28 protein-coding genes are annotated in these 25,485 nt (G+C 45.9%); 6 read left to right on the forward strand and 22 right to left on the reverse strand.

Annotated elements, in window-relative coordinates:
- Window positions 1–79: 79 nt before the first annotated feature.
- Both ACUN27_RS20560 and ACUN27_RS20565 read left to right on the forward strand, forming a co-directional pair.
- Entirely contained in the window at window positions 80–331 is a 252-nt protein-coding gene (locus tag ACUN27_RS20560) for a hypothetical protein (protein WP_326059502.1), read from the forward strand.
- Between the two features lie 96 nt (window positions 332–427).
- A complete protein-coding gene (locus tag ACUN27_RS20565) occupies window positions 428–856 on the forward strand; it encodes a cupin domain-containing protein (protein WP_315949869.1) in 429 nt (142 codons plus the stop codon).
- A 21-nt stretch (window positions 857–877) separates the two neighbouring features.
- Here ACUN27_RS20565 and ACUN27_RS20570 read toward each other — a convergent pair whose 3' ends face one another.
- From ACUN27_RS20570 to ACUN27_RS20580, 3 genes are read right to left on the reverse strand one after another with little or no spacing between them, the layout of a single operon-like run.
- Window positions 878–2,053 (reverse strand): alanyl-tRNA editing protein, encoded by a 1,176-nt coding sequence (locus ACUN27_RS20570; RefSeq protein WP_445559538.1) that lies wholly within the window; start codon window positions 2,051–2,053, stop codon window positions 878–880.
- A complete protein-coding gene (locus ACUN27_RS20575; RefSeq protein ID WP_315949867.1) occupies window positions 2,046–2,498 on the reverse strand; it encodes a GNAT family N-acetyltransferase in 453 nt (150 codons plus the stop codon). Before ACUN27_RS20575 ends, ACUN27_RS20570 begins: the two co-directional genes overlap by 8 nt.
- A 25-nt stretch (window positions 2,499–2,523) precedes the next feature.
- Window positions 2,524–2,901: a ribosomal maturation YjgA family protein gene (locus tag ACUN27_RS20580; RefSeq protein WP_445559539.1), complete on the reverse strand. Its 378-nt coding sequence runs from the start codon at window positions 2,899–2,901 to the stop codon at window positions 2,524–2,526.
- A 122-nt stretch (window positions 2,902–3,023) separates the two neighbouring features.
- On the opposite strand from ACUN27_RS20580, the gene ACUN27_RS20585 reads away from it, so the two are divergent.
- Entirely contained in the window at window positions 3,024–4,520 is a 1,497-nt protein-coding gene (locus tag ACUN27_RS20585; RefSeq protein WP_315949865.1) for a peptide MFS transporter, read from the forward strand.
- Between the two features lie 212 nt (window positions 4,521–4,732).
- Here ACUN27_RS20585 and ACUN27_RS20590 read toward each other — a convergent pair whose 3' ends face one another.
- Window positions 4,733–4,963 (reverse strand): hypothetical protein, encoded by a 231-nt coding sequence (locus ACUN27_RS20590; RefSeq protein WP_315949864.1) that lies wholly within the window; start codon window positions 4,961–4,963, stop codon window positions 4,733–4,735.
- A 116-nt stretch (window positions 4,964–5,079) separates the two neighbouring features.
- On the opposite strand from ACUN27_RS20590, the gene ACUN27_RS20595 reads away from it, so the two are divergent.
- Window positions 5,080–5,244, forward strand: coding sequence for a hypothetical protein (locus tag ACUN27_RS20595; RefSeq protein ID WP_157326507.1), 165 nt, complete (start codon window positions 5,080–5,082; stop codon window positions 5,242–5,244).
- 351 nt (window positions 5,245–5,595) lie between these two features.
- Here ACUN27_RS20595 and ACUN27_RS20600 read toward each other — a convergent pair whose 3' ends face one another.
- Window positions 5,596–6,075 (reverse strand): GNAT family N-acetyltransferase, encoded by a 480-nt coding sequence (locus ACUN27_RS20600; protein WP_445559540.1) that lies wholly within the window; start codon window positions 6,073–6,075, stop codon window positions 5,596–5,598.
- A 20-nt stretch (window positions 6,076–6,095) separates the two neighbouring features.
- Window positions 6,096–6,932 (reverse strand): helix-turn-helix transcriptional regulator, encoded by an 837-nt coding sequence (locus ACUN27_RS20605; protein WP_445559541.1) that lies wholly within the window; start codon window positions 6,930–6,932, stop codon window positions 6,096–6,098.
- A 142-nt stretch (window positions 6,933–7,074) separates the two neighbouring features.
- Here ACUN27_RS20605 and fabF point away from each other — a divergent pair, with 142 nt between their 5' ends.
- A complete protein-coding gene (gene fabF / locus ACUN27_RS20610; protein ID WP_445559542.1) occupies window positions 7,075–8,313 on the forward strand; it encodes a beta-ketoacyl-ACP synthase II in 1,239 nt (412 codons plus the stop codon).
- 61 nt (window positions 8,314–8,374) lie between these two features.
- On the opposite strand, the gene ACUN27_RS20615 is transcribed toward fabF, so the two are convergent.
- The 5 genes from ACUN27_RS20615 to tdh form a co-directional block, all read right to left on the reverse strand.
- The gene (locus tag ACUN27_RS20615; RefSeq protein WP_445559543.1) at window positions 8,375–9,463 is read right to left on the reverse strand and encodes a PQQ-dependent sugar dehydrogenase; all 1,089 of its coding nucleotides are present in this window, start codon (window positions 9,461–9,463) and stop codon (window positions 8,375–8,377) included.
- A complete protein-coding gene (locus ACUN27_RS20620) occupies window positions 9,460–9,768 on the reverse strand; it encodes a hypothetical protein (protein ID WP_315949856.1) in 309 nt (102 codons plus the stop codon). The genes ACUN27_RS20615 and ACUN27_RS20620 overlap by 4 nt, the downstream gene beginning before the upstream one ends.
- A 173-nt stretch (window positions 9,769–9,941) precedes the next feature.
- Window positions 9,942–10,499 carry an Hcp family type VI secretion system effector gene (locus ACUN27_RS20625; protein WP_315949854.1) on the reverse strand — a complete coding sequence of 186 codons (558 nt, stop codon included), beginning with the start codon at window positions 10,497–10,499 and terminating at the stop codon, window positions 9,942–9,944.
- A 127-nt stretch (window positions 10,500–10,626) separates the two neighbouring features.
- Window positions 10,627–11,802 carry a glycine C-acetyltransferase gene (locus ACUN27_RS20630; RefSeq protein WP_315949852.1) on the reverse strand — a complete coding sequence of 392 codons (1,176 nt, stop codon included), beginning with the start codon at window positions 11,800–11,802 and terminating at the stop codon, window positions 10,627–10,629.
- 23 nt (window positions 11,803–11,825) lie between these two features.
- Entirely contained in the window at window positions 11,826–12,866 is a 1,041-nt protein-coding gene (gene tdh, locus ACUN27_RS20635) for an L-threonine 3-dehydrogenase (RefSeq protein ID WP_315949851.1), read from the reverse strand.
- A gap of 142 nt (window positions 12,867–13,008) precedes the next feature.
- On the opposite strand from tdh, the gene ACUN27_RS20640 reads away from it, so the two are divergent.
- Window positions 13,009–13,569 carry a helix-turn-helix domain-containing protein gene (locus tag ACUN27_RS20640; RefSeq protein WP_127456006.1) on the forward strand — a complete coding sequence of 187 codons (561 nt, stop codon included), beginning with the start codon at window positions 13,009–13,011 and terminating at the stop codon, window positions 13,567–13,569.
- A gap of 42 nt (window positions 13,570–13,611) precedes the next feature.
- Here ACUN27_RS20640 and ACUN27_RS20645 read toward each other — a convergent pair whose 3' ends face one another.
- The 11 genes from ACUN27_RS20645 to ACUN27_RS20695 all read right to left on the reverse strand — a co-directional run bounded on the left by ACUN27_RS20645 (window position 13,612) and on the right by ACUN27_RS20695 (window position 25,460).
- Window positions 13,612–14,874 carry a Gfo/Idh/MocA family protein gene (locus ACUN27_RS20645; RefSeq protein WP_445560651.1) on the reverse strand — a complete coding sequence of 421 codons (1,263 nt, stop codon included), beginning with the start codon at window positions 14,872–14,874 and terminating at the stop codon, window positions 13,612–13,614.
- 68 nt (window positions 14,875–14,942) lie between these two features.
- Complete coding sequence (locus ACUN27_RS20650; protein ID WP_445559544.1) at window positions 14,943–15,782, reverse strand: carbohydrate ABC transporter permease; 840 nt, start codon at window positions 15,780–15,782, stop codon at window positions 14,943–14,945.
- 13 nt (window positions 15,783–15,795) lie between these two features.
- A complete protein-coding gene (locus tag ACUN27_RS20655) occupies window positions 15,796–16,680 on the reverse strand; it encodes a carbohydrate ABC transporter permease (RefSeq protein ID WP_315949846.1) in 885 nt (294 codons plus the stop codon).
- Window positions 16,681–16,755: 75 nt separating this feature from the next.
- Window positions 16,756–18,069: an ABC transporter substrate-binding protein gene (locus ACUN27_RS20660; protein ID WP_326060623.1), complete on the reverse strand. Its 1,314-nt coding sequence runs from the start codon at window positions 18,067–18,069 to the stop codon at window positions 16,756–16,758.
- A gap of 145 nt (window positions 18,070–18,214) precedes the next feature.
- Window positions 18,215–19,261 (reverse strand): LacI family DNA-binding transcriptional regulator, encoded by a 1,047-nt coding sequence (locus ACUN27_RS20665; protein ID WP_315949842.1) that lies wholly within the window; start codon window positions 19,259–19,261, stop codon window positions 18,215–18,217.
- Window positions 19,262–19,810: 549 nt separating this feature from the next.
- Window positions 19,811–20,689: a methyltransferase domain-containing protein gene (locus tag ACUN27_RS20670; RefSeq protein WP_445559545.1), complete on the reverse strand. Its 879-nt coding sequence runs from the start codon at window positions 20,687–20,689 to the stop codon at window positions 19,811–19,813.
- A 554-nt stretch (window positions 20,690–21,243) separates the two neighbouring features.
- Window positions 21,244–21,591, reverse strand: a complete 348-nt coding sequence (locus tag ACUN27_RS20675; protein WP_127456012.1) for a hypothetical protein — start codon at window positions 21,589–21,591, stop codon at window positions 21,244–21,246.
- Window positions 21,592–21,690: 99 nt separating this feature from the next.
- Entirely contained in the window at window positions 21,691–22,632 is a 942-nt protein-coding gene (locus ACUN27_RS20680) for a GNAT family N-acetyltransferase (protein ID WP_445559546.1), read from the reverse strand.
- The gene (locus ACUN27_RS20685; protein WP_315949839.1) at window positions 22,592–23,200 is read right to left on the reverse strand and encodes a TetR/AcrR family transcriptional regulator; all 609 of its coding nucleotides are present in this window, start codon (window positions 23,198–23,200) and stop codon (window positions 22,592–22,594) included. Before ACUN27_RS20685 ends, ACUN27_RS20680 begins: the two co-directional genes overlap by 41 nt.
- Window positions 23,201–23,215: 15 nt before the next feature.
- Window positions 23,216–24,451, reverse strand: coding sequence for an aminopeptidase (locus ACUN27_RS20690; RefSeq protein ID WP_315949837.1), 1,236 nt, complete (start codon window positions 24,449–24,451; stop codon window positions 23,216–23,218).
- Window positions 24,452–24,551: 100 nt separating this feature from the next.
- The gene (locus tag ACUN27_RS20695) at window positions 24,552–25,460 is read right to left on the reverse strand and encodes an alpha/beta hydrolase fold domain-containing protein (RefSeq protein ID WP_445559547.1); all 909 of its coding nucleotides are present in this window, start codon (window positions 25,458–25,460) and stop codon (window positions 24,552–24,554) included.
- Between the last annotated feature and the right edge of the window lie 25 nt (window positions 25,461–25,485).

Below are 25,485 nucleotides of genomic sequence, written 5' to 3' on the forward strand. Positions count from 1 at the left end.
CATTCCTGTCTATTCCCACGCACTAGTTCTATTGGACGAACATATACTAGAATAAGACAGCTAGAGAGGAGGTATCACGATGAAAAAAGCGGATTCCTATCGAATTTGTAAGAAGTACCTCAATCGAGAAGTAATGATCAAAACAACACACGGCACTTACAAAGGTACCATTGTCAAAGTGGACAATAATAAAGTCTATCTGAAGCCGTCCCGGAATGGGAACAAGGCGCAAATCTCATTTTTGCCGTTTATTTTACCGCTCGTCCTGTTTGATCTTTTGGCTATTGCCTTACTGGATACTAGACCATTTTTCCCTTTCCGTCCTTGCTAATGATCAATCGAAAACCCTCATCTACTTAGATGAGGGTTTTTTGCATGAAATTTCATCCATCTTAATAGTTTGAATCAGAAGGAGGTGTGTTTGAACATGGAGCCAACACGATCTTGTCGACTCATTCGTTCATCTCGCACATACCATGGCAAACAAGGCTTCGACTATGCGGAGGCCATATCCAAGGAAAGCGTTGACTCGCAAGGTATATGCATGCATCTGCTAACGATTCCCCCTGGCAAGAGAGCAAAGGCCCACCTGCATGAACAACATGAAACAGCCATCTACATGCTGCAAGGGAAATCGGCCATGTGGTACGGCGAGAAACTCGACCAGCATATGGAGGTGGAGGAAGGCGATTTTCTGTACATCCCTGCCGGGATGCCTCATATGCCCTATAACCCTAGCGAAAGCGAGTCCTGCACCGCCCTGCTGGCAAGAACGGATCCAAATGAACAGGAAAGCGTTCGTTTGCTCCCCGAGCTTGAAACGCTATGGCAGAAGCAGCGCTCATCCGCCGATTAACCGTAGAACAGGCAGCTGACCCTAAAGAAGATGGGCTGCCTGTTTTTTAGCGTGCTCCAAGAAAGCTGCGGCGTCATCCCATGACGGAAATCCCGCTTGGGCGATTTTGTCGCTCCCGCCGCCTTTCCCTTGGTAGGCAGCCAAATTCGCTTTGAAGAAAACGCCGCAGGATAACGATGCGCTATTATTCGCTAGTACAACTTTGTTCTCCGCAAGGGTGGCAAGAAGGACTGGGCAATCGCTCTGAACCGCCAGCTTGCCAGCGAGGTTTTGCAAATCTTTCAGGGACTTATTTTCGAACACGCGGACAATCAAGTTCCCTTCTCGTTGGGAGAGGAGCTCACCTGCTACATAAGTGTCGTTTTCCTCTTTTAACTGGGCTAATTCCGCTTGCAATTGTTTCGTCTCGAATTCCCATTTCTCCAAGCGATCGATAATTTCGTCTTTCCCCGTGTTGAATTTGATGGATAGTGCGCCCAAAATCTTCAGACTATCATTAAACTCCTGGAGTGCACGATATCCGCATTTAAAATAAATCCGCGTATTCCCCTTCTGCTTCTCCGCTTTCAGCAGCTTGATCATCCCGATTTCACCAGTTGACGAAACATGCGTGCCTCCGCACGCGTTATATTCCACACCTTGAATTTCGACAATGCGGATATTCTCCGTCACCTTGGGTTGTTTCACCAGCGGCAGTTTGGCCAATTCCTCTTCCGTAACGAAATAACTGGTGACTGTTCGGTTCTTATAGATCTGCTCATTAACTTCTCTCTCTATAGCTGCCAACTGGTCAGGTGAGAGTTCCGGCTGTTCCACATCAATGGTGGCATAATCCGTTCCCAAGTGGAAAGAGACGGTCATTGCCTGGTAGAGATCGCGGCATACCGCGGATAACAGATGTTGACCGCTATGCTGCTGCATATGATCGAACCTTCGCTGCCAATTCACCTCGCAGGACACAATGCCCTCTCCAGGTAGACTCGCCACTTTATGCAGCACATTCTCCTCTTCACTGATGACATCCAAGACAGGAACGCCGTTGATATGCCCTTCATCGCAAGGCTGTCCGCCCCCATGTGGATAAAAGGCTGTCTCATCCAAGAGGACATAATACCCGTCTTCTCTCTCCATAACGCGGCTGATCGTTGTTTGCCATTCTCGGATATAGGCAGAATCGTAGTACAGCTTTTTAGACATGTGAATCTTCCTTTCTTATTTGGGCTAGATCAGCTTCCGGAAAGACATGGTGTTCCATGACAACGTAATCTTTTCCGCCTTTAGTAAATTGTTTATCTGTTACGGTCAACCCGAATTTTTCATAAAAAGAAACCTTGTTGCTCCTCGCATTGCAAAAAATGCGCTTCACACCTGCTTGTTTAGCTTCCGTAAACATGTGGCGAAGCAGATGGCTGCCGTAGCCTTTGCCTTGATCGGATACTTTGGTGGCAAATTTTCGAAACTGAGCTTCTTCACCCTGGATAAATAGCGATACGACAGAAAGAAGTGCATCCCCTTCAAAAAGTCCATAGTGCACGCCTTCATCGTCATCCGAAAGTTGAACATAAGCCAGTTCCCGCTCCGGCCACATCACTTCATGCCGCAGCTGCCAGACCTGCTCTTTTTGAATGATTCTAATTTCCATTACATCATCTCCAAAGCTGACTGAATTAACGATTGCTGCGCTGGAAGACATACTTGTCAAAGAGCCATGCAGCAGCAATTCCTATCACATATCGAGCTAAATCAATGGTCAAAAAACCTCTTCCAAGGATCAGCGAGCCAACGACTGTCCTTCTAACCGCTACAATCCATTCCGCTTGGTATAATTGACTGAATTCAATGCCAAAGCAGAAGATTACGCTCCATCCTACTGCCCAAGCTAACGATCTTTTAGTACAAATAAACCGAAACCCAAAGTAAATCATGCTTGCCCAAAGGATGTCTCCGGCATTGACAGCGATGATATCAGGAAATACATTCGGGAACCTTCTTGAGCTTAGCCCCAAGACGATCGTTACCACGATGGCTGCAGCATATTTTAGCATGAATTCCCCTTTCCTTCGAATAAGAACTTAATTAAAGTGTAGAACTTTATCTACCTGGGAAATCTACCTTGTAGGGATACAGCAGGAGACTCACAACTAGCTTAAATAAAGGAGATTGCTTCATGTCCGATATCCATAAAAAACAGGAGATTGTCTCAAGTGTTCCACAACACGGCTTCCTCGGTCACCCGAAAGGGTTATTCACACTCTTTTTCACGGAATTTTGGGAGCGTTTTTCCTATTACGGCATGCGCGCAATTCTTGTTTACTATATGTATTATGAAGTGTCCAAAGGCGGATTGGGAATTGCCGAAAATACCGCTCTTGCCATTATGTCGATTTACGGCTCGCTTGTCTATATGTCCGGCATTATTGGCGGGTGGCTGTCTGATCGGATTTTTGGAAATTCAAAGGCTGTTCTATATGGCGGCATTTTCATTATGCTCGGCCATATTGTATTAGCCATACCAGGAAGCGTCGCGTTATTTTTTGTTTCTATGGTACTGATTGTGTTAGGGACAGGCATGCTAAAACCAAACGTATCCAGCATTGTCGGTGAAATATATAGTGAAGAGGACGCCCGCCGAGATGCAGGATTCAGCATTTTCTACATGGGTATCAATCTTGGAGGCTTCCTTGCCCCATTGCTCGTTGGCACTGTAGGGATGAATGTGAATTTCCATTTGGGCTTTGGATTAGCGGCAATCGGCATGTTTCTTGGGTTAGCTGTGTTTCTGTTTACGAAGAAAAAAAACTTGGGACTCGCTGGCACATTTGTCGTAAACCCGCTCTCTCCGTCGGAAAAAACGAAGGTCCTGACATGGATTGGGCTAGGCGCCGTAATCATCATCCTATTACTTGTCATAACGATCCCTGCCGGTTACCTCACTTTCCAGACGTTTAGCGCCATCGTTGGCCTGCTGGGTATCCTGATTCCAACCATTTATTTCATTGTCATGTACAGAAGCCCTAAGACCACAAGTATCGAGCGCTCCAGAGTTCTCGCCTATATCCCGCTGTTTATTGCGTCTGTCATGTTCTGGGCTATTGAGGAGCAGGGATCAACGATTCTCGCCAATTACGCGGACCGGCGGACACAACTTGATTTTGCAGGCATACATATCTCTCCAGCTTGGTTCCAATCCTTGAATCCGTTATTTATTATCGTATTTGCGCCGATTTTTGCGTGGATTTGGGTCAAGCTCGGTGACCGGCAGCCATCCATTCCCACCAAGTTTTCATTAGGTTTGCTGCTGGCCGGCGTATCCTTTCTCGTCATTCTGCTGCCCGCTTATTTCGGTGGCAAGGAGTCGCTCGTTAATCCATTATGGCTAGTGCTCAGCTATTTCATTGTCGTGATCGGAGAATTATGTTTATCTCCTGTAGGTCTCTCGGCAACGACCAAGTTAGCACCTGCGGCCTTTTTAGCCCAGACCATGAGTTTGTGGTTCTTGTCAAATGCCGCGGCCCAGGCCATCAATGCGCAGATTGTGAAATTTTACTCGCCCGACTCGGAAATGCTGTATTTCGGTGTTATCGGCGTGATTGCATTGGTCCTAAGCGTCATACTCTTTCTGATGACTCCAAAAATTCAAGGCTTTATGAAAGGTGTCCGCTGAAAACAAAAGAGCCTCCTCTCCCACCTATTTAGTGGAATGTGGAGGCTTCTTTGCATAAACTAATTTATGGTTTCTAACCATGACCATTAACGCGCTTTTCTTTTTCTGCGATGAAAAACAAACCAAGCGATTCCAATGATGCCAGCAAGCAGCACCGCACTGAAAAAAAGAATGTAACTCAAATGAAATAAACGAATGGGAATCCCTCCTGTTTAAATGATGGCCTGTTCAGGAAAGCCGTGCGACGCGATGGAAATGATGCGCCACGAGTCCTCCCCGCTCACGAAATCGAATTCGTTATACGCAGAATCTTCGTGACGATCACAAGCATGCAGCGCGTACTCGTCGTTACCGATCCGAAATGTTGCTGATTCCTCACAATACGAACATATTGCAGATTGACTCTTTTCTACTTTCAATCTTTTCACCCACCGTACAATCATGTCATTACTAACCAGAATGCCACTTTTTTAGCATTTCCATACCTTAGGCATGAAACTTGTCCCATGCACATAAGATGAATTAAAGAATAAAGCGTTTTCAAAAGGAGTTGATGTTCATGTTCGATCCGCGAGAATGGACTAAACAACTGAAATCGATCCATGGCATTGTTAGAATCATCTACGTCAACGAACATACCGGATTAGCCAAACTTCGTTGTACCTTCACCAAGGAGCAGCAGAAAGCACTGGAACGTGAGGACAAAAAACTATCTCATACGTAAATAGAGCTGCTTAAAAGGAACGCTGGATAGCGTTCCTTTTTTTGTGTGCTATAAACGAACAGGCCTAACTAGGCGAGGCGAGCACCTTGATGTTTTATGAATAACGCCGATTACTCCTGCTAATTCCCTCCTCTTAGCCACGTTTGGGCTATTTACATGGATTAACTCCATTTAACCAGAAGAGATTTAGGCTAATTCGGGAAGTGTGTGACGATTTAGCAGGAGCTTCTCCAGTTATTGCGCTGCCCGGACCGGCATTGAGCAGATTAACGGTAGTTTTTCCTGCCGCTGCGGCTCCAGTAATACTCACCCTAAAGCCATCCGCGACACTTGCTTCACCAAAAATTCAGACTAACTTAACTTCATTGTCCAAGAGGTCCCCACGACGCCGCAAAACACAAACCCGAGCTTCTCATACAAACGCACAGCGGCTTGATTACTCGGATCAACACTTAAAGATAAAGATGGGAAACCATCTTTCTGTGCTTGTTCGATTAACTCCTGCATCAGCTTAACGCCCACTCCTTGACCTCGATACGCAGGTAAAACAGCAATCCCTAGCTCCGGAGTCTCGCGATCAACAAATCCATACCCTCGATTGGAGTCATCAAATAACCTGTACCAACCTGCGCCTACCGGCACATTGTCCATTAAAGCTAGTAAAGCCATATCCCCTTGTCTTCCCCAGCCCTCGTGATATTTTTTAAGATGAGGAGCATTCAACAATTCCAGTTTAGGCGGTTTGTTCTCCAAAATGTGAATCGATTCATACTGCATATCCATCAAAAAGTCGTAGTCGTTCTCGTTCATTTTTCTAAAAGACAGCATCATATCCCCACCATCCTCATACCCTAAATTTTACTCATCAACTGCTTTACTTTAGAATCCGAATCCGAACCAGGTGACGCTGTATACACACTGCATCTTAAATCAGCTCGACCCTGCACCTGCAATGTCGTCAAATCAAATAAAAGCTTCCCTACCTTCGCATGACGAAACTCGATGAACACTTCCGGAGCACTGCTCACATCACTCTGATTCCAAAATGTCCGAAAATCCTGATTTTCTCCGCTAATGCGCTCAATAAACTCGCTATACCAATTATCTCCCAGATATTGCCCATAATAGGAACGAAACATCGCCAAAAAGCCCATCGCAAAATCACGCCAGTTCACAGCCAAAGCTTTTAATTCTTTCCTCGTAAAAAGCAGCCAAATCAGATTGCGTTCTTCCAGCGGAACCCGCGCAAAATCCAGAAAAACTGCCGCCGCCGCTTGATTCCAACCGACGATATTACATCTGCGATCCGAAATAATAGTGGGGCAATCGTGAAGCTCCTCCAAAATTCGATTCAAAGCAGGCGAAACTGTCGGTGCCTGATCAACAATCGTCGTGGGCGCGGGCTGCTCAAGAGCCAGCATGAACAAATATTGCCGCTCATCCTCGTTGAGCTGTAAAGCAATCGCGATTCGGTCCAATACCTGCACCGACATTTTGATTTCTCTACCCTGCTCTAACCACGTATACCAGGTTGTGCTCACACCAGCAATCGCCGCCACTTCTTCCCTGCGGAGGCCGGGTGTGCGTCTTCGGCTGCCGCCAAGAAGCCCGGCATCGCTAGGCTTAAGCCTTGCCCGGTGAGTAGTCAAGAACGCGGAAAGGGCTTGCAGCCGTTCCTTCGTATTCACTTCATTTTCCTCCTTCACATCTCATCATAGAAGTCATTATACCAGTATAAACGATAACTTGTAATAGGATAACAAGTGTGACATGCTATTGATATCAGGTACTAAGAGTAAGTTATGAAAGCTATCCAAGGAGGCGTTAGATATGAAGCGTGTAGTTGTGACAGGAATGGGCGTAATTACGCCCATTGGCAATCAAGTCGATCGTTTTTGGCAAAATCTCATAAATGGAACATCTGGCATTTCCACAATCGATCATATGGATGTATCCGAGTATAAAACCAGTATCGCAGGGGTTGTGCGAGATTTTGATGCGGAAGCAGCCGTCGGTCGACGAGAAGTCCGCCGTATGGACCGATATACACAATTTGCTATTGCAGCAACCAAGCAAGCCATGGAGGATGCTAACCTTACCATTGATGCAACGAATGAGGAACGCGTCGGCGTCTATATTGGTTCTGGTATTGGAGGGATTCATACCATTCTGGACAATTACCGGACTCTGCTGTCCCGCGGACCAAGCCGTGTCAGTCCGACCGTCGTGCCCATGATGATCGCCAACATGGCAGCGGCGCAAGTCAGCATTTTGTTCGGTGCCAAAGGCCCTACTCTGGCGCCGGTAACGGCCTGCGCCACAGGCAACAATGCTATTGGCGAAGCCTTTAAGCTGATCCAGCGCGGAGGCGCAGACGCCGTCATTGCCGGAGGCGCCGAAGCGACGATCACCGATCTCGCGCTGGCGGGATTCGGCAACGCGACCGCCTTGTCGACGCGGAATGATGCGCCGACGCAGGCGAGCCGCCCGTTCGATGCGCAGCGCGACGGCTTTGTCGCCGCCGAAGGCGCCGGCGTGCTCGTGCTGGAGTCGCTCGAGCATGCCGAGCGCCGCGGTGCCCGTATCCATGCCGAGATCATCGGCTATGCCTCAACCTCGGACGCCTACCACATCGTGGCGACCGATCCTGAAGGCGCGGGTGCCTACCGAGCCATGCGCGATGCGCTGGCTGATGCCGGCCTGGCGCCAGAGGAGCTCGACACCATCAACGCGCACGCAACAAGCACGCCTGCCGGTGATTTGTCGGAGACGCGCGCCATCAAGCGGCTTCTTGGCAGCCGCGCGTACGACGTTCCCATCAGCGCAAACAAATCCATGATTGGGCACATGCTCGGCGCAGCAGGCGGTGTAGAAGCAGTCGCGCTGATCAAAACCTTGCAAGACGGCGTAATCCCTCCTACCATTAACTTGGAGAATCCAGATCCAGAGTGCGATCTCGATTACGTACCGCTCGTAGCCAGAAAGGCGGAGCTCAATTACGGGTTATCCAGCTCCTTTGGGTTCGGTGGCCATAATGCCGTACTCGTTTTCAAAAAAACCACTACTTAACTGATGTCATAAAAAAACCTAATCCGTTCAGCGACTGCTGCATGGATTAGGTTTTTTGCTTTTACTTCTTAAGCATCAGAAGACGGTCATCGGTCGCTGAAGGACTTCCTCTACCGTCCGTGTTGTTAGTCAGCACATAAATATCACCATTATGGAGCTTGACATCGCGCAGTCTCCCTTCACTTTCCAATACGGCAGCCATTTGCTTGGTGTCGGGATTGAACCCGTATAGCTTCTTCCCGATCAAGGTTGCGATCAATATTTGCCCCTCCGAATCTATGGCAATCCCCGATGGTGCAATAGCGTTATCTCCCGTTTGATAAAGTGGCGTTACCATCCCTTCCTTTTTCTCGTTTCCGATCACGACTGGCCATCCGTAATTGTTGCCTTTCTCAATGAGATTAATCTCATCATGCCCGCCAGGATCTCCTGAAGGACCATGTTCAGAGCTAAACATTCGCCCCTGCTTGTCCCACGCAATACCTTGTGAGTTTCGGTGCCCATATGAATAAACATAAGACTTTGCGAACGGATTATCAGATGGAACCTTGCCATCCAGTGTCATGCGCAATATTTTGCCCGCTGTACTTTTCACGTCTTGTGCAAGCTTGTCTACTCCCGAGTCACCGGTTGTAATATACAACATATGATCAGGACCAATTGCAAGCCTGCCCCCATTATGGATATGACCGCCAGGAATGCCTTCGAGGAGTGATTTAACTTCCGCCCAATCGCCATTTTTCTCCTGCAGAACAATGACGCGATTAAGAATCTTGCCGCCTTCCTCATAGGTATGATAAGCATAGGCTTGGCGCGAATTATGAAAATCAGGAGTTAGTTGAATCCCAAGAAATCCTCCTTCTCCTTGTACCTTCAATGGTTTGCTGAGCTTCACCTTTTGACGTGTCACAGAGCCATTACTTATTTTGACAATACTTCCTTCACGCTCGCTTACGTAGACCGTTTCCTCATCGAACTGAATCGACCATGGTGTTCGTAGCTTTTCCGCGAGTATCGTGTAGGCGTTGCCTGCTTTTGTCTGACTATCTACCATCTTCGACTTTGTCGTTGAACTGAGTTTATCCGAGCAAGCTGAGCTTAGCAACACTACCGCCATCGTGATAATCCCTATTCCCACCGATCTAATCACACGCGCGCCCCCTTATTACGTAGTGAAAATAAACCTTTGACAAAAAAGATCATACTTATCAGCCAGAGAATACCAATCATCGCGATCATGAGGGAATTATAAATAGAACTGGTAAAAGCTCTAGTTTCAAGCAACCGTATCCACCAAAGAGCTCCAATCGAGAACAGCACCAGATGGATCAAAAACCATCCGTATCCCATCCTCTTGAATTTTAGCATTAAGAAAAGGACGACCGCCATCACTGGCAGCATTACGATCAGGAAACCCGCTCTCAAGTATACGATGACCTCCTCTTCCATAAACATAAACGCTCTTCCCTCCTCAATATCTGAGAAATAATTCCAATTATATCGACATCGAGAAGAGAAGTACAGTTTACATAATCCCCCTGCTTGTATGAAAATAGGGCTACCCAAAAGGCCTTTTCAGTCCTCTCGAGTAAGCCCTATCGCTAGCCCTAAATCCTTATTCATCTATCTTACTTTTTCTGATTTTTTGTAAAATCCCAACCACCCGTCACCGTACTTGTCGTCTTTCCATCAGGACCAACGACATTGTATTTAAACGTAATGGCTCCATACGTGAGTTCAATGCTCTCATGCGTATCGTATAAGCTAAAATTGCTGACGAGGACTTTTTCCAAATCAATGACAAGACTAACCTGCTTTTCATTTCCGGTATTTTTGACGAAAACAATTTGGCCTTTCTCAATTGCTTTTCCCGTCGTTGTATTTAAGAATAATGGAATCGAAGCTGAATCAAAATTTTTGTTGATCGATATCGGTTGGGCGGTAGCTTTGCCTGAGCCAGATCCACTTCCGGCAGCCACCGTCGCCTTATTTGCCACTTCGAACGAAAAATCATTCAGCTGGATCCACTTCTCATACCCTTTTGTTATCGAATCCCCGTTAATCCCATCCAGTTTCAAAAAAATGTCATAGTCATCACTTGCAGCTGCTGCCGGAACTACACTGAACGCGAGCACCAACACGCTAAGAATAAAGAAGATGAAAGCCTGCTTACGGAACTTGCTCAATCCCATCACTCCTCATCGGTTATGTTACAAAATGTAACTATCGACCTAATTATATAGGAGCAACTGACTTTCTATTCCGCAAATCTTTGTCCACATCCGAAAATACCGCGGTGTCGCCTACGGTGCTTTACACCAATCCAAATTCCCTGCCGACCTTTTGCAAGCTGTTCAAAGCAAACGCTAAATCTTCTTTCGTATGCTGTGCCGTTACGATCAAGCGGACACGCCCTTTGTCCATGGCAACGGTCGGGTAAACAATCCCTTGCGCGAATACGCCTTCTTCAAGCAGGCGGTCCGAGAAACGCATCGTTTGCGCAGGATCGCCGATAATGATTGGAATGATTGGCGTTTCACTTGCTCCGGTGTCGAAGCCCAAACGCTGCAATTCACTGCGGAAACCATTGGCATTCTCCCATAGTTTGGTTACCAAATCTTCACTATCGCGCAGCACCTGAATCGCCGCCAAACAAGTAGCTGCTACCGCTGGCGTCTGCGAGGTGCTGAACAGAAACGGTCTTGCCGTATGAATCAAATGTTCCTTTAACAATTGCGCACCGGCAACATAACCGCCAACAGCTCCAATCGCTTTGGACAGTGTCCCGATCTGAATGTGAACACGGCCATGAAGTCCGAAATGATCGGTTGAGCCTTTGCCGTTCTTCCCTAATACGCCGCTCGCATGGGCATCATCGACATACACAATGGCATCATAGGCTTCGGCCAATTGAACAATTTCAGGCAGCGGCGCGATATCGCCGTCCATACTAAATACGCCATCCGTTACCACAACACGCTTACGATGTTTTTGCGTTTCTTTCAGCACGGCTTCAAGCTGATTCATATCTTTATGGGCGAAAATTTTACGGCTCGCCTTCGTCAAACGAATGCCATCAATGATACTCGCATGGTTCAACTCATCGCTGATGACAACGTCGTCTGCGCCTAGAATCGAAGACAGTGCGCCTTGATTCGTTGTAAAACCCGATTGAAACACGAGCGCCGCTTCCGTGCCTTTAAATGCAGCCAGCTCAAGCTCAAGCTGTTCGTGAATATCCAGCGTCCCTGTAATGGTACGCACCGACCCGCTGCCAACGCCGTATTTCTCAATGGCTTCAATTGCAGCTTGCTTCAGTTTGGGATGATGGGTCAATCCCAAATAATTATTGGAGGACATTTGGAGAATTTTGCGTCCGTTCAAATTCATCCATGTATCCGAACCGCTTTCCCATACTTTTATCGTGCGGTAACGTCCATCGCGCTTCCAGCCTTCAATATCTGCCGCCAAATCATTTAAGTAATTCATCTTTGCCCTCCCAAGCTTGTGTTTTAATGAGTAAACACGATTTTTCCGCATTGCCCTTCATGCATCAAACGGAATGCTTCCTCGTACTGATCCAGCGTGAATCTGTGTGTGATGACGGATGCGAGATCAACCCGATGTTGGTTCAATAAACCTTTCATCTGATACCAGGTTTGGTACATTTTACGACCCGTGATGCCTTCTACCTTGAGGCCTTTGAAAATAATTTGATTCGTTACGTCCAAGCTTACTTCTTTCGTGGGAATTCCGAGCAAGGACACCCTGCCTGCATTGGCCGCAGCTTCAAAAGCATCTGCAATCGCCACTGGGTTCCCGGACATTTCAAGCACAACCTCAACGCCTTCGCCGTCCGTCAATCTGCGCAGTTCTTCAGATGTACGCGCTTCCATAGCGTTTATAGTTACATCAGCCCCCATTTGCAAAGCCATCTTTAACCGGTTTGGATTAATATCTACCGCATAAATGGCTCCAGCTCCGCAAGCTTTGGCTACTTTAATGGCAAGCAAGCCAATTGGTCCTACGCCGATAATCGCCACTGTTTTACCCACGATGTCTCCGGACAAAACGGTTTGCACCGCATTCCCTAGCGGATCTTGCAAACAAGCGATTTCAAAAGGCAGCTCAGGCGCATTATGAATAATATTACTTGCTTTCACAACCGCATATTCGGCAAAACATCCCGGTGCGGTAATCCCAAAGCTTTTCGTATTCGGGCAAACATGCCCATTTCCGGTTCGGCAAGCCTTGCAGGTGCCGCAAATCATATGTCCCTCTGCTGAAACATGATCTCCGATCTTAACGCCTCGTACACGGTCCCCGATGTCAACAACGATACCCGCAAACTCGTGCCCGAACACATTCGGAGTCAGCACCGTTTTATCAGCCCAAGCATCCCAATTGTAAATGTGCAAATCCGTTCCGCAAATGGAAGTTGCCTTAATGTGAACGAGCACTTCATCGTCGCCAATCGTGGGAACGGGAACTTCCTTCAGTGTAGCACCGGGTCCTCGGTGTTCTTTAACCAACCCTATCATTGTTGCGCCCATCATTTTTCCTCCTAGGACAAATATGCAATATAATACACATACGTGCGTTTTACTGTCTATATATACCATAGTACACGAATGTATGTTATATTGTAAATAGGCGATTTTTACGGACACAAATTAAATAAAAGGAGTCACGTTGATGCAGGAACCGATACACAAAATGGTAGGCAGAAAGCTGCTGAACATAAGGAAAACAAGAGGTTTAAGCTTAGATCAGGTTGCAGAATTGACGGGTGTCAGCAAAGCTATGCTCGGACAGATTGAGCGGGGAGATTCTAACCCAACGATCTCTGTTTTATGGAAAATTGTGAGCGGACTACAAATCTCCTTCACGAGCTTAATTGAGGATGACGAACCCAAGATTACGGTTGTTCGCTCCGAAGATCTTTCTTCCTTTGATGAGGAGGACGGCCAATATCGCGCCTATCCCCTTTTCCCTTTTCACCCGCAAAAAAGTTTCGAAATCTACACCGTCGAAATGGAGCAAGGCTGTACCCATGCTTCTGAGCCGCATAATGAGGGTGTCGAAGAGTACATTCTAATGGTCGAAGGAAAGCTGCAAATTTCTATTGCTCAAGAAAGCTACATTCTTCAACCTGGCGATGCGATCCATTTCACAGCAGATCGTCCGCACACGTATACGAATTTGTCTGATCGCAAAGCTGTATATAAGACGCTTATTTACTACCCGTCTTCCTAAAAAAACGCAAGCAGCCAGTCTCTCTGGTCGCTTGCGTTTTGTTTATATCGTAACGAGTTGTTTATAAAACTCTTCAATCGCAATGGGCTTGCCGCCGTTCAAGCGGGATTCCTCCGCTGCGAACGAAATCAGATGGCTGCGCACGGAAACGGAAGCGGAAGAGCTGCTTTCTCCGCCGTTATACGTTCTGACTTCGCTCAAGAAGCTGCGCACAATGCCCGCGTCTCCTCCGTTGTGCCCCTCTTCCGAGGCGTGCACACGCACGGTCGTTTTCTCATTCGTCACAAAATCATGGATGGTGAATTCGTTCTCTTCCATATTGCCGCGAAGATCGCCTTTCGTGCCCATGATTTGCAGAATGCGCGTGTTATCACGGGTAAATCCGCACATGCTGAACATCGCAGTCGCACCGCTCGCGAACTCCATATTGACAACTTGATGATCAACGACGTTATTATCGCTGTGATACACACACTTCCCGTAAGGCGTCGTACTCAGCGCTTCAATGATGCCTTCATTGCTGGTATCTGTTGTGAATTTACGCGCCCAACGGCGTCCTGCGCCCAAATAATATTTAGGTGCGTAGTACTGACAGCTCATTTCAGCCGGGCAACCGTCCAAGCATCGCGCAGGCGCACCTGCAGGCGCATTCTCTTCATTAAAGTGCATCAACGAACCGAAAGAGCTGACACGCTCGCATGGCTCGCCCATGATATAAGAGAGAATATCCATGTCATGGCATGATTTGGCTAAAATCATAGGGGAAGACTTATCGGAATTATTCCAATTCCCGCGTACAAAACTGTGTGCCATATGCATGTTACCGACATTTTCATTCAACTGAATATTGACGATTTGTCCGATTTTACCTTCTGTAATCACTCGTTTCATTGCCGTCCAGAAAGCTGTATACCGCAAAACATGGCAAATGGTTAGCAGCCTGTTGTGCTTCTTCGCCATGAGTTCCATCTCCACACACTCTTCCGGACTAGGAGACATCGGTTTCTCCAACAAAACATGGTAACCAAGCTCCAACGCCTTCAATGTAGGGTGATAGTGCATTTGATCCTGCGTACAAATGATCGCGATATCCGCCAGCTTGGGCTGTGCAAGCAGTTGTTCCCAATTCTCAACAGCGTGTTCCGGCGCAATCCCATGTGCGGAAGCAAAGGCAGCACGACGCTCCTCATTCGGTTCAGCGACTGCTACAATTTGTAATTCATGCGGGTAATTCAGTGCGTATGGCGCGTAAGCTTGTGCCCCTCGATCACCTGCGCCGAGCAGGATTGCCGTTACTTTTTGCATCAAATACTCATCTCCTGTGACTTCGTCTATAACGATATTGATACCGATAGGCTAATATATGCCATTGATTAAGACTTGCTTCCTGTGAATACAATCCCTTGAATAAAAGAACGTTGGAAAACAAAGAAAATAATGATCATTGGCAAAATTGCCATCATGGAGCCTGCCATAATGATCGTGTAATTCGTTTTGTGCTCCCCTTCCAGGAATGCGATTCCTGCGGACAGTACCATTTTATCCGGTGAGGAGTTGACGATGAGCGGCCACATCAGATCGTTCCATGACCACAACATGGTGAAAATAGCCAACGCAATCATCCCGGATTTTGCAAGCGGCATCATGATTTGCCAATAAATGCGGAACTGATTGCAACCATCTAACTTCGCGGCTTCTTCCAATTCATTAGGCAGCGTCATAAAAAATTGGCGCAGCAAAAACGTCCCGAAAGCACTGAATAAACCAGGTACAATAAGTGCTGTCAAAGAGTTCAACCAGCCGAGATCCTTCATAATCATATACTGCGGAATAAGAAACACTTGCCCAGGAACCATCAGCACCGACAACATCAGGATGAAAAAGAAGTGACGTCCTGGAAAAGCTATCCTTGCAAAAGCATATGCCGCCAACGAGCAAATAATCAGTTGACCAATCACTTTAACCAAAGTTGTTATGAATGTATTCCAATAAAAAGTAAAGAACGGCAAGTTTACAAAAACCTTCGCATAATTGCTCCATTGAAAAGCTTTTGGCAGCAAAACGGGAGGAATGGCCGTTGACTCTCCTAATGTTTTTACCGATGTAAGAAACATCCAGATAAATGGCGTAACCATGATAATTGCACCCAATATGAGGATAAGATGGATTCCGCCGATTCGAAGCGATTTCTGATTGACTGGTTTCGTATTCATACACTCGCCCCTCTCATTCGTAGTGAACCCATTTCTTCTGAATTTTCATTTGAATGTAAGTAATTAACATGATAATGACAAAAAGCATGACGGCAATGGAAGAGGCGTACCCCTTGGCATTTTTGAGAAACCCGTATTTGTAGTATAAAAATACAATCGACTGCGTAGATTCCATAACAATTTCGCCAACCATCATATAGATGTAATCAAATACCTGGAACGCACCAATGAGGGAGGTTACCATGACGAAAAAAATCGTCGGTGTTAACAGAGGCATCGTAATTCGAGTGAATTTGGTAAAAGAACCTGCCCCATCGATCGATGCGGCTTCATAATAAGACTCCGAGATGCCTTGAAGGCCTGACAAAAAGATAATCATGTGAGAGCCAATTGAACTCCAGATGGCAACGATGATAATAGATAATAATGCCGTACGATTGTCCGTCAGCCAGTGCGGCCCTGTAATGGACAATTTGCTGAGCACATAGTTAATCAGTCCAAAGTCGGAATTATACAACCACTTCCACACCATGGCAACCGCTGCAGGCATTGTGACGACAGGGAGAAAATACAGGGTTCTATATACCGATAACCCCTTTACCTTTTGATTCAGCAGAACAGCTAAGATAATGGATAAAACAATGCCGACCGGGACAGCCGTAATAATGTAGATGCCCGTATTCCGAAAGGCATACAGCAAATCTTTATCTGTAAAAAGCTGCTTATAATTCGCCAAACCTGACCATGTATACTTGCCGAATGAACCCCAATCCGTGAATGAAAAATAAAACGTTTGAAACACGGGCCAAATGTAGAAAACGAGCAAACCGAGCATTAAAGGTGTGATCATGATGTACGCCCACATCCAATCGGACCGGCGTTTCGAGCTGATTCGCATGAGTACTCACGCTCCCATGAGTGTAGTTAGGAGGGAGATTCGCTCCACTTGCAAACGAACCTCCGCACCGAAAGCTTATTTTTCTGCAGCTAGCGCTTGATTCATTTTGGCGCCGAGCTCTTTGGCTGCGTCAGCTACCGGTTTATCTCCTGTCCATGCATTTTTCAAAATCTCAGTTTCATAAGTTGTCCATACGGATGTATTCTTGGAAACCGGATAAGGAGAAGCATATTCCGTCATATCGATGAACGCTTTGGCGTGGTATTGCGGGAATGCCGCTAACCAAGCTGTTTCAGAACCTTTGAAAGCCGGAATCGCTCCTCCTTGTTTAGCGGCTACTTCTGCCGCCTCTTTCGAGCCAAGGAATTTCACAAATTCCCAGGCTTCTTTCGGATGCTTGGAATTCGCGGAGATGACGTGGCCTAATCCGTGAATGACAACGCCTTGTTTTTTCCCTTTTGGAAGCGGCGCCACATCGGCATTGTTTTTCATATCGGCATTTTGATTAATTGTGAAAGCTGCCCATGAACCGTCAAAATACATCGCCAGCTTGCCGGAAGTAAACAAATCCGAAGGCGCCGTTTCTGTCATTTGCGCCAGTGTAGGCGATACTTTATGAACTTGAATGAGATCCGTTAAAAATTTCAAACCTTCAATCGCTTCCGGCTGATCATAACCCGATTTCTTGTGATCATCGGAAATAATGTTGCCTCCGGCTTGAAGAATCGTGTTGTAATAATCCTCTTGATTCATCATTGGTGCTGCGAAGCCGTAGATGCCTTTGCCAGGATCGGTAAGCTTTTTCGCAGCTTCTGTTAGCTTATTCCAATCCCAAGTTGCGTCTGGATAGGCAACGCCTTTTTCATCGAACAGCTTCTTGTTGTACCATAATCCAATCGTGTCATAATCCTTGGGAATCCCGTAGTTCTTACCGCCAAGGCTGTATAGGGAAACGAGAGATGTCGGATAATTTTTAAGATCCAATTGATCCTTTTTGATGTTTTCGGACAAGTCCAACAACATTTTATTTTCCGCGTACTTAATGAAATTCGGTCCGTTCATCCATAACACGTCAGGCATCGTTCCGCCTTGTGCCGCTGTTTCCAATTTGGTGAAATATTGCTTATACGGTGTATTCTCTGCTTTAACTTCAATGTTCGGATGACTGGCTTGGAAGGCTTTGATAACCTCCGTCATCGTATCCAGGCCCCAACCGCCATAGGTAATGGTTACTTTCTCACCGCTGGCGGCTGCTGTTGCTTTTGCATCATTTGCAGGCGCACCGGATGAGACGGGATTAGAGGAAGAGGAATTACCGCAAGCACTTGCAACAACCATTGTAGACATCAACATAGTTAAGCAGACGATTTTTTTTGTATTCTTTACCATTTCGCAATCACCCTTTTTTAATTTTTGTGAAAGAAACATGACCTTGCTAAAAATGGAACCCGTAAAAGCTGATTTCACCTCCTTGACGTAGTAAAATAATTTGGCGCCAAATTCAGGATAACGTTATCCTGAGTAATAAAAAAAATTAGCTTCTAGCAAATGTGGACGATTCTCTCACAATAATTTTATGTGGTAGCAGTACTTTGGATAGCGCCAGCTGCTCTCCTTTTAACATATCCAACAAGGTTGCAGCCGCTGTCAAACCGATCTCGACTTTCGGCACATGCACCGAAGATAGCGGTGGCGTCGTGTATTGCGCGAAATCAATATTATCCATCGAGATGAAGGCGATATCCTCCGGAATTCGTAGCTGACTTTCGATCACAGCACGCATAGCCGGAATCGCCAACTGATCGCTTGCTGAGAAGATTGCCGTAGGGCGCTCTATATCGGATCGTTTTAACTGTTCTTTCACGTATTCGTAACTGCGGTCAATTTCCCAACGGGTGTCTATCACCCAGTCTTTATGTAAGGGAATACCGGCGTCATACATCGCGAATTTGTAGCCTTGGAACCTCTCTTCACTGTTTAGCTCTCCCGTATGACCTGGCCCGCCGATAAATCCGATAGAACGGTGGCCCTGCGCAATGAGGTGATCGACAGCGGATTTGGCAGCGTGGATACGATCATAGTCCACCATCGTAATCTCAGTCCCAATCGTACAAATGCCAATCAAAGCGAGATCCTCTACCTTTTGCAAATAATCCAGAATGGCCGGCCCGACTTCGCCAACGATGATGATGCCGTCCACTTGAATATCATGGATGCAGCGGTGAAGCAAAGCATCATCCGCGAGCTCGTCCGAAGTATGAATGAAGGCTAATGAATAGCCTGACTCCAAAATCTTTTTCGTAAAAGCCGTAATAATCGGCGAATAGTAAGGATGATCATCATTGAGTCGTGCCGCTTGAATAATGCAGCCGATTTGTTTGGTCTGTCTCTTCTCGGTCTTCTGTTTATTCACGAGATGGCGTGCTGACTCATTCGGCTTGTAATCGAGCTGGCGAACGGCCTCCCATACTTTGGCCCTCGTCTCCGGATTAATATGCCGGCTTGTATCATTTCGAACCACTCTCGAGGCTGTTGAAATGGAGACGCCCACTAAATCAGCGATATCCTTAAGTGTAGGCATAGTGACAGCTCCTTTTTATCCAAAACGATGATCCAAATTCTTGCCCAAACGTTTTCCTGAGCATGTTTACATATTAATGTATCCCCTTACATTGTGTCAATATAGTTACGATTAGAATTCTTATTTTTGTTTTTCGGCACAATTCTGACATGCTTGTTTGGAATTATCCGAGTTTGTTTTACGGAAATATCTTTTGCCATAGATTATATAGACAAAATATCAACGTGCTATTGCATAGAATTAATAATAAATTTGTAAGCAGCCCCAACACAAACAGTGCTTTCCGCTTCTTAATCTCAGCTAAATGGAGATAAGCTTTCATAAAATTTAATTCTTTGTAATCCAATAAACTCTGTAATACGCCAAAAGTAGATATTACCGTCCAAACCACTAGGAATATTGCAAATAAAAATGTGCAGTAGTAGAGGATCGCATATTGGCTAGAAAATAACCAAATAAGATAGCAAGTAGAAATTGACAAAAGTAAGACAGCCCAACCTATTGCCCCAACGATCACAGGTTTTTTAAAAAGCATTTTGCTTTCTGTGCTCATCGGTTCACCGTACCAAATGAAATCTTCAAGTTAGGAGCGTAGGTTAATACGGAGTCCTCGTTGAATATTTTTGAAAATAATAACTCCGCCTCGTATTGACTCTTTGCTTCACTTTCTGTTAGCCCCCGATTCATCAAGTTATGAATAAACTTGCATTCATCGCCTGGGAAACTGCCAATCCCTTCCTCTCTCAAGGAATTGTACAGCCGTTGATTCTTTTGTCGATCCGCATTCGGATCTAGAAAATTAACTTTATCGCTTACTCTGCATTGAACATTTGTTAAGCCTATTTCACTGAGATATTCGGGTATTTTTATCCCGATATTTCCGTCTTTTCCGTTACTTTTAGTATCCTGCTCAAATAGTTTTTGTAAAATTCCCAAGCGAATCACTTGGCTTTGATCAACACCATGCAAACTATAGTTAGACATGTTAGCAATCCAATGTGGCTCGAAGCAGATGACCCTCCCCTCATCCATCACGCAATCGATCATCTTGTAGAGTAATTTTTTCGCATCGGACAGATGCAATAATAACGCATGGCAAACGGCCAGATCATATTGCCTTTCGATCGCTAACGTTTCTACATCGGCCACGATAAAATTTGTTGTAAAAGGCAGCATAGCGAAAATTTCCCTTGCTGTGTTGACTAGCTCTATTCCTTTGTCAAGTCCCGTATACGTGGATCCTTCGGGTAAAAGCGGTAACAGCTTCAGCCCCAAATATCCGTACCCGCAACCATAGTCAACGACATTCACTGGCTGAGTGATTTTCCAAACTGACTTCACTAGAAACTCCAAGTAGTCATCGTTGTAATATAGATCTCTTGTGTTTCTTAAATATTCAATTTTGTTATCCCAATCATAATCGGACATTGAGGGCTCCTTTGCTTTTATTTGTCGCTTGGTTGGCATTCCATTTACATTAATTCCCTATGTCCTAGAATATCCCTGCACGTAGAGGGAACTATGGTCCGCTAATCTCAGAAAAGTAGCCTCTCCCATCAGCCCATGGGAACTACGTTCCCCTATTTCGCCGATTTCACCCGAAAATCGTATCGTGGAGGCTAAATAAGAGCCTCTAATTCCCACTCACCAAGGAATAAGCTGATTTACCTTCAAATAGTGGACCATAGATCCCTCTAGAAAATCTTTAGCGGAATTCTCGCTAGATCTCATGAAATTTGTTGTATGCTACTGAGGTGGAAGTTGGTTGTATTGTGCATTAGTGTGACTGGAAAGTGGAAGGTAGAAGTTTGCTGTAATATGCAAGTGTGACTGGAAAGTGGAAGGCCGGTGAAGTAGCTAGCTTAAAACCATGAAGGGGCTGTTCCGTCAAGTTTGATGTTGCACCCCGGCGTTGATCGTCGCTGCACGCGCTTCACACATGCAACAAAAAAGACAGTCTCTACAGACTGTCTCATCTTTCCTCAAAACTGATGGCCGCAAGATGAACAAAACTTCGTGTCGGCCACAACGACTTTACCACAAACGCATTCTTTCTCATTTCGCAGTTCAATGATTTTTTGATCCAATACGGCAATTTCTTGCTTAACCGCGTCGATGCCAAGACTGAATCTCTCGACAATCTCACCGGCACGGGCTATATCTCCCGACATATAAGCGGCATACACGGACTCTCCAATGAGATTATAAAATTTCTCTATCTCCTTCTCCTTGGAAGAAACTTGCGCTTTGAGCTTCGTCAGCTCAACGGTTTGCTGAGCTTTCTTCGCGGCATCCGTTGCACCTTGTTTGACTTTGTCAAAAAAAGACATGGGGTACCCCCTCCATTCATCGTTTTTTGCTCATAACGATTCATATGCGCCCCATGCCCAACTCATACGTCAGGTTCTCATGTTCCAAGCCAACAGATTTTAAATATGCCGCAGCATATGTACCTGCTCAACAAATGAGGTAAAGCCTAATCCGGCTAACAGCTCATTTAACCCCTCATTGGAATGTCTGATATTCATCGTTAATCGCGTACATGAAGAGGTCAGTGGTGCGAATACTTCCCTTAAAGCCGTTTTCAGAATTTCCGTTTCATCCTCGCGTCCTGGACATGCTTCACATTGATAAAGCATGAATGAGGTCAAGCTGCCATTCTCCGCATAAACTCGCTTGAATAGGGCATAGCCCACCACTTCCTCAGCAACGGTTACAAGTATGCTTTCGCCGCCTTTCATACTAGGCCATTGTGTCTGCCAGGCAGACATCGGCTTATTGAATGGCACAGCGTTAACTTCAACGGGATGTCCCTGACGTAAGCTATATTTTTCAGGGAATTTTGATTCCAGCAGGTTAACATGAAGTTCTCCCGTATGCTGCAAACAGACAAGCTGTTCGGTAATCTCATAACCGACTTTCTGGTAAAGATTAATCGCGGCTTCATTTTGGACAAGCGCTTCAAGCAAGGCAATGTCCACATCCTGCTCTTGATATAATTGCAAATTTCTAAGCATTAAGTGTTTTCCGAATCCCTTACCCCTGTAGTCAGGGATAATTCCGGTCCCGCCGTTCCACGCCACCTTTTTCCCTTCGATGGTGCGAAATCCGTTCATGACGAAACCGATCGCTTCCTCATTTTCATACAACACCAAAGAATGCTCCAAGGAGAGACCTTCATGAACGGTTCTAGCCATGAATTTGCTCATGTCCAGTGAACTGTTGAGATAGTACCCTTCGAAGCCCTTATTCCAAAGCGCAACCAGATCTTCGACTGACATTTCGCTCATTTTTTTGAAAACCATAACCTTCTCCTCCGGTTCAAAAGGATTACCCCATGATATAGCGGAACACCATACTTTCCATATCATCAATTGTGCGCTTATAGTCGGCTTCCTCGCCACTTAACATGTACTGCAGCGCAAGGCCATCCCGAATGGACCAGAATAACCGAGAAGCTGCCGCGCTATCCAAATCCGAGCGAAATTCGCCTGTTAGCTTGCCGCCATCCATGATGTCCTTAATGAACACTAAGGCTTTGTCCGCGTACTCATTCCATCGCTGCGTTAACTGGGGTTGGCGTGCCGCATACAGCATAAACTCCAAATGAAAGGCCATCCATTTGCGAAGTTCTGTCAATGATTGGCTGCGAAACCGGTTATACATGTAACGGATTTGATCCGCTGCGCTAGGCATGCTCTTGAAGGTCTCTGTAGAATTCTCCAGCATGGCATTCATTTTATCATCGGCCATCTGAATATACATTTCTTCTTTACTGGCAAAATAGCTGTAAATAGCGCCTTTGCTAATTCCCAAATGCCGCACGATATCATCCATTGTCGTAGCCTGGAAGCCTTTTTCCGTAAAGCAGTGGAGCGCTCCCTCAAGAATAACCGCCTTCTTCTCTTCCTTGTAGGCTTGCGTAACTTTCGGTGACATGCTGCTCCTCCGTTTCTACGAAATTACCCAGTCTCCATTGCGGAATACGGGCTCAACTTCGCCATTCATCTTAATCCCGTCGATGTCCATATCCGCTGAACCCATCATAAAATCTACATGCGTCAAGCTTTCGTTCAAGCCGCGTTTCAGCAGTTCTTCTCCGCTCATCGTCACGCCGTCTTTCAAGCAAAACGGGAATGCCCGACCGATGGCAAAATGGCAGGAGGCGTTCTCATCATACAAGGTATTATAGAAAATTAGATTCATATCCGAGATCGGCGAACGATGCGGAACTAGCGCAATTTCCCCCAGATAATGAGATCCTTCATCCATCTCAACGAGAGTTCGCAGCATCTCTTCGCCTTTTTCCGCTTCAAAATCAATGATTCTTCCCTCTTCAAAAGTCAGAGAGAAATTTTCGATAAGAACACCATTGTAGCTTAGCGGTTTCGTGCTTCTTACGGTACCATTTACACCGGTTCGCAAGGGAGATGTAAACACTTCTTCTGTCGGCATATTTGCAATAAAGGTATCACCTTGCTGATTATTGCTGCCGGCCGATACCCATAAGTGGTCCTGAGGCAATTCAACCGTAATGTCCGTACCTTCCGCGCAGTAATGCAGTGCCTTATATTGCTTCTGATTCAGCAAATCGGATTTGGTTAGTAATGTGCGCGCATGATTCCTCCATTCCTCGATCGGATCATCTTTCTCAACTCGCGTTGCTTGGAAGATGGCGCTCCATAGCGCATCTACCCGTTCCTCTGCCGGAAGTAGTGGGAAAACTTTATCCGCCCAAGCTGGTGTTGGCACAGCGACGATCGTCCAGCTGACTTTGTTCGTTAATCTTGCCATCGTTAATTCCTTGATTGCCGTGCTTGATGTTTTGCTGGCGGTTTGCAGTCGTTTGGGATCAATGCCATTCATCAGATCCGGGTTATTGGCAGAAACATAGAGGAAAGCGGCATTTTGACTTGCTAATTCTTCATAACCTTTTGCTTGCCACATCGGGTATTCAAGCAGTGCTTCAAATGGCGCCAATTCATATTTCAAACGTGTAATTTCACTGTCAACCCACTCCACGTAGACAAGCTTTGCCCCTATTTCATAGGCGTGTTTGACTAATAAGCGTACAAAATCCACCGATACTAGAGGTGCGAAAATGACTAGTGTTTGTCCCGGCTGCACATTTACTCCCAGTTGTATAGCCAAAGACGCATATTTAACTAATTGATCATGGTGTTTAGTCATTGAAATCCTCCTCATCTATTCTCTCTTAAAATGACTACTCAGTCGTTTTTATTATCATTCCAAATCGTTTCAACTGTCAAGAACATTTATTAAAAAAATGTTAAGTCGACCGGATCGTATGAATCATCTGCTCTCGTGCTTGCCAGGCTTCCGGACAGGGAAATAACGGCCAGACGTGAAGCATAGACGGGTATTCATAATAATTGATGGGAATACCTTGCATGCCAGCGAGTTTACTGAATTTATTCGCGTCAGGATATAAGATATCATGTGTTCCGATATACACGCTGATCCTTCCCAAGTCGTGGAAGTTCCCGTAAATTGGGCTGACCAAATAGTGCTTCACACTTTCTTCGCCCGCATACCACTTGGCAATCTCGTGCAGCGCCGGAGTAGCCGAGATCGGATCTTGTTTCTCGATCATTTTTATCATGGGATGGCTGAAGGTCATATCCAACAACGGGGAGATCAAAATGATATTCCCTGGCTGTTTAAGTCCCTTCTCCCGCAGGAATTGTGCCAATGCCAAGCTCATCCCGCCACCGGCAGAATCTCCCATCACCACGAGATCTCGTTCCTCCACATCCGCGTACACTTGGCGATACAGAGGGACGAGCATCTCAAAAACATCCTTGTGGCTATGCGCTGGCGCAAGTGGATACATCGGAACCGTGACCGTACAATGTAACGAATCAATTAAATACGCAATAAATTCCCAATGCAGCGAGGTGATTTTGAGCACATGGCCACCGCCGTGCAGATAGAAGATATGCTTGTTCCCAGCAGCTTGTTCCAGAGGTTTCACGACATAATAAGCATGACCATTTGCCTCATATTTGCGGCAATCATACTTTCTAAACATATTCTTAGGAGGTTCATAACTTTCTTTATGCTGCCTATTTTCTATTTCTCTTTGAAGGGCTTCGCCTGTCTTTTTCCAAATAGCATTAACTTGTATGAATCGTAATCCAGCTTTGATGAACCGACTTTTTATGCTTTCTTTTCCCATCCTGTCTGCCTCCTATGTCGTCTTG

Source organism: Paenibacillus sp. WC2504, from assembly GCF_052682475.1.

What these genes read in the sequence shown, in the direction of transcription:
- ACUN27_RS20565 (WP_315949869.1), top strand. Translation starts at nt 428, where the DNA reads ATGGAGCCAACACGATCTTGTCGACTCATTCGTTCATCTCGCACATAC.
- ACUN27_RS20620 (WP_315949856.1), bottom strand. Translation starts at nt 9,768, where the DNA reads ATGTTTATGGAAGAGGAGGTCATCGTATACTTGAGAGCGGGTTTCCTG.
- ACUN27_RS20685 (WP_315949839.1), bottom strand. Translation starts at nt 23,200, where the DNA reads ATGTCACCGAAAGTTACGCAAGCCTACAAGGAAGAGAAGAAGGCGGTT.
- ACUN27_RS20695 (WP_445559547.1), bottom strand. Translation starts at nt 25,460, where the DNA reads ATGGGAAAAGAAAGCATAAAAAGTCGGTTCATCAAAGCTGGATTACGA.
- ACUN27_RS20660 (WP_326060623.1), bottom strand. Translation starts at nt 18,069, where the DNA reads ATGGTAAAGAATACAAAAAAAATCGTCTGCTTAACTATGTTGATGTCT.
- ACUN27_RS20670 (WP_445559545.1), bottom strand. Translation starts at nt 20,689, where the DNA reads ATGTCCGATTATGATTGGGATAACAAAATTGAATATTTAAGAAACACA.
- ACUN27_RS20580 (WP_445559539.1), bottom strand. Translation starts at nt 2,901, where the DNA reads ATGCTAAAATATGCTGCAGCCATCGTGGTAACGATCGTCTTGGGGCTA.
- ACUN27_RS20575 (WP_315949867.1), bottom strand. Translation starts at nt 2,498, where the DNA reads ATGGAAATTAGAATCATTCAAAAAGAGCAGGTCTGGCAGCTGCGGCAT.
- ACUN27_RS20640 (WP_127456006.1), top strand. Translation starts at nt 13,009, where the DNA reads ATGCAGGAACCGATACACAAAATGGTAGGCAGAAAGCTGCTGAACATA.
- ACUN27_RS20655 (WP_315949846.1), bottom strand. Translation starts at nt 16,680, where the DNA reads ATGCGAATCAGCTCGAAACGCCGGTCCGATTGGATGTGGGCGTACATC.
- ACUN27_RS20560 (WP_326059502.1), top strand. Translation starts at nt 80, where the DNA reads ATGAAAAAAGCGGATTCCTATCGAATTTGTAAGAAGTACCTCAATCGA.
- ACUN27_RS20675 (WP_127456012.1), bottom strand. Translation starts at nt 21,591, where the DNA reads ATGTCTTTTTTTGACAAAGTCAAACAAGGTGCAACGGATGCCGCGAAG.
- ACUN27_RS20630 (WP_315949852.1), bottom strand. Translation starts at nt 11,802, where the DNA reads ATGAATTACTTAAATGATTTGGCGGCAGATATTGAAGGCTGGAAGCGC.
- ACUN27_RS20600 (WP_445559540.1), bottom strand. Translation starts at nt 6,075, where the DNA reads ATGATGCTGTCTTTTAGAAAAATGAACGAGAACGACTACGACTTTTTG.
- ACUN27_RS20570 (WP_445559538.1), bottom strand. Translation starts at nt 2,053, where the DNA reads ATGTCTAAAAAGCTGTACTACGATTCTGCCTATATCCGAGAATGGCAA.
- fabF (WP_445559542.1), top strand. Translation starts at nt 7,075, where the DNA reads ATGAAGCGTGTAGTTGTGACAGGAATGGGCGTAATTACGCCCATTGGC.
- ACUN27_RS20590 (WP_315949864.1), bottom strand. Translation starts at nt 4,963, where the DNA reads ATGATTGTACGGTGGGTGAAAAGATTGAAAGTAGAAAAGAGTCAATCT.
- ACUN27_RS20650 (WP_445559544.1), bottom strand. Translation starts at nt 15,782, where the DNA reads ATGAATACGAAACCAGTCAATCAGAAATCGCTTCGAATCGGCGGAATC.
- ACUN27_RS20595 (WP_157326507.1), top strand. Translation starts at nt 5,080, where the DNA reads ATGTTCGATCCGCGAGAATGGACTAAACAACTGAAATCGATCCATGGC.
- ACUN27_RS20665 (WP_315949842.1), bottom strand. Translation starts at nt 19,261, where the DNA reads ATGCCTACACTTAAGGATATCGCTGATTTAGTGGGCGTCTCCATTTCA.
- ACUN27_RS20585 (WP_315949865.1), top strand. Translation starts at nt 3,024, where the DNA reads ATGTCCGATATCCATAAAAAACAGGAGATTGTCTCAAGTGTTCCACAA.
- tdh (WP_315949851.1), bottom strand. Translation starts at nt 12,866, where the DNA reads ATGGGCGCAACAATGATAGGGTTGGTTAAAGAACACCGAGGACCCGGT.
- ACUN27_RS20690 (WP_315949837.1), bottom strand. Translation starts at nt 24,451, where the DNA reads ATGACTAAACACCATGATCAATTAGTTAAATATGCGTCTTTGGCTATA.
- ACUN27_RS20645 (WP_445560651.1), bottom strand. Translation starts at nt 14,874, where the DNA reads ATGCAAAAAGTAACGGCAATCCTGCTCGGCGCAGGTGATCGAGGGGCA.
- ACUN27_RS20680 (WP_445559546.1), bottom strand. Translation starts at nt 22,632, where the DNA reads ATGATATGGAAAGTATGGTGTTCCGCTATATCATGGGGTAATCCTTTT.